At 45.8% G+C, this 6,272-nt stretch carries 6 protein-coding genes and 2 pseudogenes; 6 read left to right on the forward strand and 2 right to left on the reverse strand.

The window, feature by feature from the left end:
- Positions 1–23: 23 nt before the first annotated feature.
- Positions 24–455 carry an ester cyclase gene (locus tag ACLFKQ_RS10700; protein WP_448999811.1) on the forward strand — a complete coding sequence of 144 codons (432 nt, stop codon included), beginning with the start codon at positions 24–26 and terminating at the stop codon, positions 453–455.
- 161 nt (positions 456–616) lie between these two features.
- Here ACLFKQ_RS10700 and ACLFKQ_RS10705 read toward each other — a convergent pair whose 3' ends face one another.
- Together ACLFKQ_RS10705 and ACLFKQ_RS10710 are read right to left on the reverse strand one after the other, a co-directional pair.
- Complete coding sequence (locus ACLFKQ_RS10705) at positions 617–808, reverse strand: TetR-like C-terminal domain-containing protein (RefSeq protein ID WP_448999812.1); 192 nt, start codon at positions 806–808, stop codon at positions 617–619.
- Positions 805–1,230 carry a TetR/AcrR family transcriptional regulator gene (locus ACLFKQ_RS10710; protein ID WP_448999813.1) on the reverse strand — a complete coding sequence of 142 codons (426 nt, stop codon included), beginning with the start codon at positions 1,228–1,230 and terminating at the stop codon, positions 805–807. Before ACLFKQ_RS10710 ends, ACLFKQ_RS10705 begins: the two co-directional genes overlap by 4 nt.
- 69 nt (positions 1,231–1,299) lie before the next feature.
- On the opposite strand from ACLFKQ_RS10710, the pseudogene ACLFKQ_RS10715 reads away from it, so the two are divergent.
- The 5 genes and pseudogenes from ACLFKQ_RS10715 to ACLFKQ_RS10735 all read left to right on the forward strand — a co-directional run bounded on the left by ACLFKQ_RS10715 (position 1,300) and on the right by ACLFKQ_RS10735 (position 6,104).
- Positions 1,300–2,778, forward strand: a pseudogene (locus ACLFKQ_RS10715) (amidase).
- A 158-nt stretch (positions 2,779–2,936) separates the two neighbouring features.
- Positions 2,937–3,701 (forward strand): annotated as a pseudogene (locus ACLFKQ_RS10720) (phosphotransferase family protein).
- A gap of 370 nt (positions 3,702–4,071) precedes the next feature.
- Entirely contained in the window at positions 4,072–5,130 is a 1,059-nt protein-coding gene (locus ACLFKQ_RS10725) for a linear amide C-N hydrolase (protein WP_449000331.1), read from the forward strand.
- A 149-nt stretch (positions 5,131–5,279) separates the two neighbouring features.
- On the forward strand, positions 5,280–5,798 hold the full coding sequence (locus tag ACLFKQ_RS10730; protein ID WP_448999814.1) for a DUF4269 domain-containing protein: 519 nt from the start codon (positions 5,280–5,282) through the stop codon (positions 5,796–5,798).
- Positions 5,799–5,816: 18 nt separating this feature from the next.
- Positions 5,817–6,104, forward strand: a complete 288-nt coding sequence (locus tag ACLFKQ_RS10735; protein ID WP_449000332.1) for a GNAT family N-acetyltransferase — start codon at positions 5,817–5,819, stop codon at positions 6,102–6,104.
- The last annotated feature ends 168 nt before the right edge of the window (positions 6,105–6,272 follow it).

Raw genomic sequence — 6,272 nt, forward strand, 5'->3', positions numbered from 1 at the left:
CACTTTCGTCGCAGAGGAACGTTATGTCACTGGAGCAGAATAAGGCACTTGTTCTCAAATTCTACGAAGCCTTTGACCAGAAGGATGTTGAACTAGGGCGAAAATTGATGTCTGCCGATATTAAGGGTCGGGACATGGGAACAGATACCCTTAATGGTTATGATGCGTTCATGCAGTATGGAATGATGATGTTTACTGCTTTTCCGGACGGTCGCCATAGTTTAGAGGAAATCATTGCCGAAGTCGATAAAGTTGTTACCCGTGGAACCTTTAGTGGAACCCATCGGGGAGAGTTAATGGGAATTCCACCGACAGGAAAACAGGTTAGTTTCTCAGTATTCCATATTGACCGTGTTTTTGACGGTAAAATCGTAGAACATTGGGGACAAGGAGATATCTTTGCGATGATGCAGCAGTTGGGTGTGATTCCATCGTCTAATCTTGGCGAAGGGTAAGCTCAGGGTCGTAAACTCGAAACGCCGCATAACAAGCCCTTGCACGCCGCCGCATCAAGTCTGTTGGCTAAGTCCAAGAGGTTACTAACGGTGGATGAATGGGGGCATTGGGCTGCACCAATTTGTTGGTTAAACCAATATTGGAAGATTATTCATTGGAATCAAGCGTGACCCTTCTGAATGTGTTCAATCGCAGCAATTATTGCTTCTAGCATGACATCGTAGCTTTGGTCGGTAGAGCGTTCTAAAGTCATTAACCCTGCTTGCTCAATGGCAATGAATCCATAGATTGCAGCATTTAACATCCGCATCACATCAATCAGTTGAGTCTCATTGAGTTCAAAGGCATTCAAGGCGAGGCGAAGGAACTCCAGGATTTGCTGAATGATGACAGCTGCGCTGGCTCAGTTGGTCGAAGTTGCACTTGCATCATGACTTGATAACGAGCGGGATAAGTTTTGGCAAAGCTACGGGTGAAATGCCCTAACTGTTTCAACAAATCGGTTGTGATGGATTGGCCAGAGAGGGTTTGCTGAAACTGGGTTAAGTATTGTTGCCAAAGTTCGATCGCAGTTGCTCGTTGCAGTGCTGCGCCATTTTCCAAATGTTTATAGATCGCAGGAGGTTTAATCCCTAAGTATCGAGCCACTCGACTAACTCCAAGTGCTGCTGCACCTTCTTGGTCAATACAGCAAATTGCAGCGGCAATGACATCTTGACGGGAGAGTGATTTTTCTTTGACAGGACGACCCATAGCTGACAGTTTAGTTAACACCTTTAACTAAAAATGAATATAATTAACTTTATCAAGCCATAGAGTCCATAGGTGAGGTGCAAATTAGTCATGAGTGACTTGGTTTTTCTCTCTGCTCATCAACTTGCTCGGCTGATCCGCGATCGCCAAGTCTCTGCGGTTGAAGTTCTGGATGCTCATCTTGCTCAGATTGACAGGCATAACTCGAAACTGAATGCTATCTGTATCCTGGACGCAGAAAACGCCCGTGACAGAGCCAGGCAGGCAGATGAAGCGTTAGGACATGGAGAAATCTGGGGCGCTTTACATGGGGTACCAGTCACCATTAAGGACATTTTTGAAACCGCAGGACTCCGCACTACGGCAGGATATATTCCCCTCAAAGACTATATTCCCCAGCACGATGCAACCGTTGTTGCCAAGTTGCGCTCAACTGGAGCCATTATTATGGTCAAAATCAACATGGCAGAATTGGCAGGGGATTACCAAAGCACCAATTCCCTCTTCCCACGGGTGAATAATCCCTGGAATCTCGACTACACCCCAGGAGGAAGTTCCGGAGGCAGCGCTGCTGCTGTTGCCGCTGGCCTATCGCCTTTAGATTTAGGGAATGATATTGCAGGTTCGGTTCGGCAGCCTGCTCATTTCTGTGGTGTGTACGGTCTAAAGCCGACCGATCGCCGTATTTCTACCGCAGGACAAATTCCAGAAGTCCCTGGAATGCCAGTTTGTATTCGACAAATGATTACCGTGGGTTGTTTTGCTCGATCGCTTGAAGACTTGCAACTCTGCTTTTCGTTGATTGCAGGAGCCGACGATCGCCGCCCCGATGTTCCCCCTCTGCCGCTGGATATTCCTGCGGGTAAGGCTCTGCCAAATCTCAAAATCGCTTGGATCGATCGATGGACTGAGGTGCCAGTTGCCTCTGAAATTCGAGTCGCAATGCAAGCGGCGAGGCAAAAGCTGGTTCAAGCTAATGTCCAAATTAACCCTTGACTGCCCCAAGACTTTGACCTTTCCCAGATATTAAATCTGTATGGACGATTGACAGCTTACATTAACATCTATGCTCAACCTGTAGATCGCTACAACGTTCGTCGAAGCTTAACCCAAATCTTTCGCACGGCTACTCAAGGCGATCGCTCACTTCGTAAGTTAGGTGACTTCAGCCGTCTTCTCCCAGAATTGTTAAATCCCAGTTTGAAAGTATACTTTGAGGTATTGACTGAGCGAGATCGCTTTACCACTCAATTGGATAAAGCGTTGGAGCCGTGGCATGTCTGGTTGACCCCAGTTGCTGCGACTGTGGCGTTTACCCATTGCCGTGCATGGAGTGCAGTTGATGTTGATGGTAAACCCTATCCCCACGCCGTTGCCAATGGAGCTTACACAATGCCTTTTAATCTGAGCGGGCATCCTGCTGCGATCATGCCGATTGGCCAGACTCAGGATGGATTACCAATTGGAATACAAATTGTGGGAAAACGTTGGCGTGAAATGGAATTGTTGGCGATCGCTCAGAGCATAGATCGAGTTATCGGTATGTTTCAAAAGCCTTCTGGGTATTAATCAACTGCTATCTATGGAGCACAGTATGACAACCCCACTGCACCGGAATGAACATAATCTATCACTAGGATGCCAGGGTCGCCCGCATCCGGTAAGCGAGGGTTGAAGTGAACCTCAATTTTCGGACACAAGGCTAAGAGCAGTATCCTCGATGACTCTTGGGATTAAGTCATTTTGGAATAACGGACTGGGCAAGAGAAGACCTCAAAAAAGAAATCAAAATCCTTCAGGCCGCTCAAAAATTTGTTGATTTGCCGATTCCCCAACTAAAGTGTGTGGAGGATGATTTTATAAGTTATCCCTTCATTCAGGGTGAACCCCTCTCACGGCATCAGTTATTCAAATTGAATTCCCTAGTTCAAGAGAAAGTAATTGAGCAGTTAGGGCAATTTCTTCATCAACTTCACTCTATTCCTGAAGATGTGCTAGCAGCCTCTAATGTTCTGCCTTCCGTTGCTGAGCGAAGTCAAAAAGAAATGCTTGACCTTTATGAACAGGTTCAGCAAGTTGTCTTTCCATAACTTTGGAAGCACCAACGTAATTGGGTTCATGAGCATTTTGAGCCATTGGTGAACGGAACACTGAACCTTGATACCTCCAATGTTCTAATTCATGGTGATTTGGGTTGTTACCACATACTGTTCAATCCTGATAAACAGGCAATCACTGGGACTATTGACTTTGGTACAGCAGGAATTGGTAATCCAGCGATTGATTTGGCAGCATTGTTGGATAATCACGGTGAAGCAGTCTTAAAACGAATGTCGAAATACTACTCAGGCGTTGAAGCTTTAATTGAGCAAGCTCGGTTTCGAGCAGGAGTGGTTTGGTTACAATGGGCACTGATAGGTATGCAGAATAAAGATGTGGAGCTATTACTAGCTCATATTGGCAGTTCAGCCAGAGATATTCAACCTATTTGAAAACGCCGCATAAAGTTGGGCGTCAACCTGACCAGTCTTGCCAACCACTCACAATTCTTAACTTAGTGTGAGAGAAGTCCCCAGTTGACTGGTGGGATGAATCGAACTTTACAATTTGGACAGAATATCTTCATATATTTAAGTTTGAATAGTGGTATACTACTTTTGTTGCTTTTGTTGCTTTTGTTGCTAGTAAGCTAGTTAAATAGGCTTAGTTGCTGATTAGTTTCTCAGAAGTGTGCATGGGATTCGCTCTCTATCTCAGTCTGAGATAAACCTCTGTGTCACTGGTGTAAAAGATAAATCCAAACACAAGTTAGCCCAATAAACAACAAATATAGTCCTTGATTGACATTAATATTAACTAATGATGAAAAGATTTGGTATTTGTCAAGCTATCAGTGGTATATTCACATCCCTAATAGTGGGACTTGTCCCCGCCCAGCCTGTTGAAGCTTGTACCCGCATATTGTGGAATGACAACGAAATGGCAGTCCTAGTCGGACGAACGATGGACTGGCCAGAGTCAACTGAACCCATTTTGACTGTCCTGCCCCGTGGTATGCAGCGCAATGGAGGCCGTGTAGGTTCTGAGACAGTAATCACCGAGAATCCAGCGATGTGGACCTCCAAGTACGGTAGTCTGGTCACCACCGTATATGGAATTGGTGCCGTAGACGGCTTCAACGAGCGTGGTTTGGCTGGTCATCTGCTTTACCTTAATGCTACTGACTTTGGTACTCGCGATTCGAGTAAGCCCGGGTTAACGGCGGCGCTATGGCTGCAGTTCGTTTTAGATAATGCGGCAACGGTTGACGAAGCCCTAGCTCTGCTCGAAACTGTGCAGGTCGTGATGGCTGAGGCCCGTGGACATAAGGCGACGGTTCACCTGGCGCTCGAAGATGCAAATGGTGACTCCGCCATCATTGAATACCTGGATGGTAAGCCGGTCGTACATCATGGGCGTGAATATCAAATTATGACGAATGATCCGACTTACGATGAGCAGCTTGAACTTCTCGAGGAGCGGGATTTCTCCAACCCCAGTAGCGAGACGCCATTGCCGGGAAACGTCAGGGCTGTCGATCGCTTCCAAAGAGCTGCATACTATTTGGCAATGTTGCCAGAACCTACGAGTGAGCGTGAAGCCGTTGCCGGGATCCTAGCCATCGCACGCAATGTGTCTGTTCCCTTCGGAGCCCCCTACAAAGATTTTGGCATTTACAATACCGAGTATCGTACGGCTATCAATCTCACTAACAAGCGCTACTTCTTCGAGCTGACTACTAGTCCGAACGTTATCTGGGTTGATTTAGACGAGTTCGAGCTCGCAGAGGGTGCCCCGGTGATGGTCCTAGATCCGGACACCATCGAGCTATCGGGTAACGTGACGGACGATTTCAATACGGCTGCCAGCGCTCCGTTTTAATGATTTCGTATCCCGATATTGAGGCGCTTATTTGTCCATCTAGGCACCCAACAAGCTCCTTGCAGCGGACGATTGAGAGTTGCGGTTATTTCGGTCGCTCCCTTCTGCCGCTGAAGGGTAGTGTTATATGTATCGAGGTATCGGTCGGAATGAATAGCAAAATAGCTCGGGCTGAAAAAGCGATAGAAGAATCAAGAATTCTAAGTAAGCTTAAGAGCTACTCTCCGGAAGTGGTAAGCACGATCTTTGTCCGTCTCGATACGCATAAAAGTGATATTGATATTGTGTGTACCTATCTGGAGCAAGAAACTTTTATTAGAGATCTTAATAAGGTCTTGTCCAGCTACGATTCCTATGGCATGCGATCGTACGAAAATCGTGTGGTTGGAAAATTCCATTTTAATGAATTTATGTTTGAGATATATGCTACCGAAATTCCCGTAAAGCAGCAGCCGGCATATCGCCATTATCAGGTGATGAAGCGCTTGGTAGCTATTGGAGGAAGTGATTTTACAGAGAAAGTTCGAAAGCTAAAGGAAAGTGGTATAAAAACAGAGCCGGCTATTTGTCGTGTTTTGGAGATTTCCGGAGAACCATTCACAGCGGTCCTTGATATTGAGAACTGGACGGACAGCGAGATTCAAGAGCATGTGGCAAGGTACATATAAAACTATCAGTGGGCAGCGATCGGATACGAAATTCACAATCAATATTCGCGGAAAGGCATTGGCAAGGAAGCAGTTCGAGCCGCTTTAATTGCAGAGTTTAAGTCGCTTGGCTATCACCGGATCGAAGCTATCATCAATCTAGATAATCAAGCATCCATTGTACTGGCTGAAAGTGTCGGAATGCAAAAGGAGTGTATTCGTCGCGGCTTCCTCTACCAAAATAAGCAATGGATCGATCGACTCATTTATGTTGCCTCGCCTCGTGATATGAATCTGGTCGAAAAACCACTAGAGATCGTCGTATAACGGGGTCGTTAAGAAAAAAAGTGAGATCTTATTAAAAGTTAAGGGATTTATAAAAGACTCGTTTTGGGCGATCGCTCTTAGCGGTACTTAAACAATTTAAACAGACAAAATAAGATAGAATACCTTTGCTGATTAACTTTAACATTATTCTAAAGCCCGATCGCACTT

The organism is Myxosarcina sp. GI1(2024) (assembly GCF_053543375.1).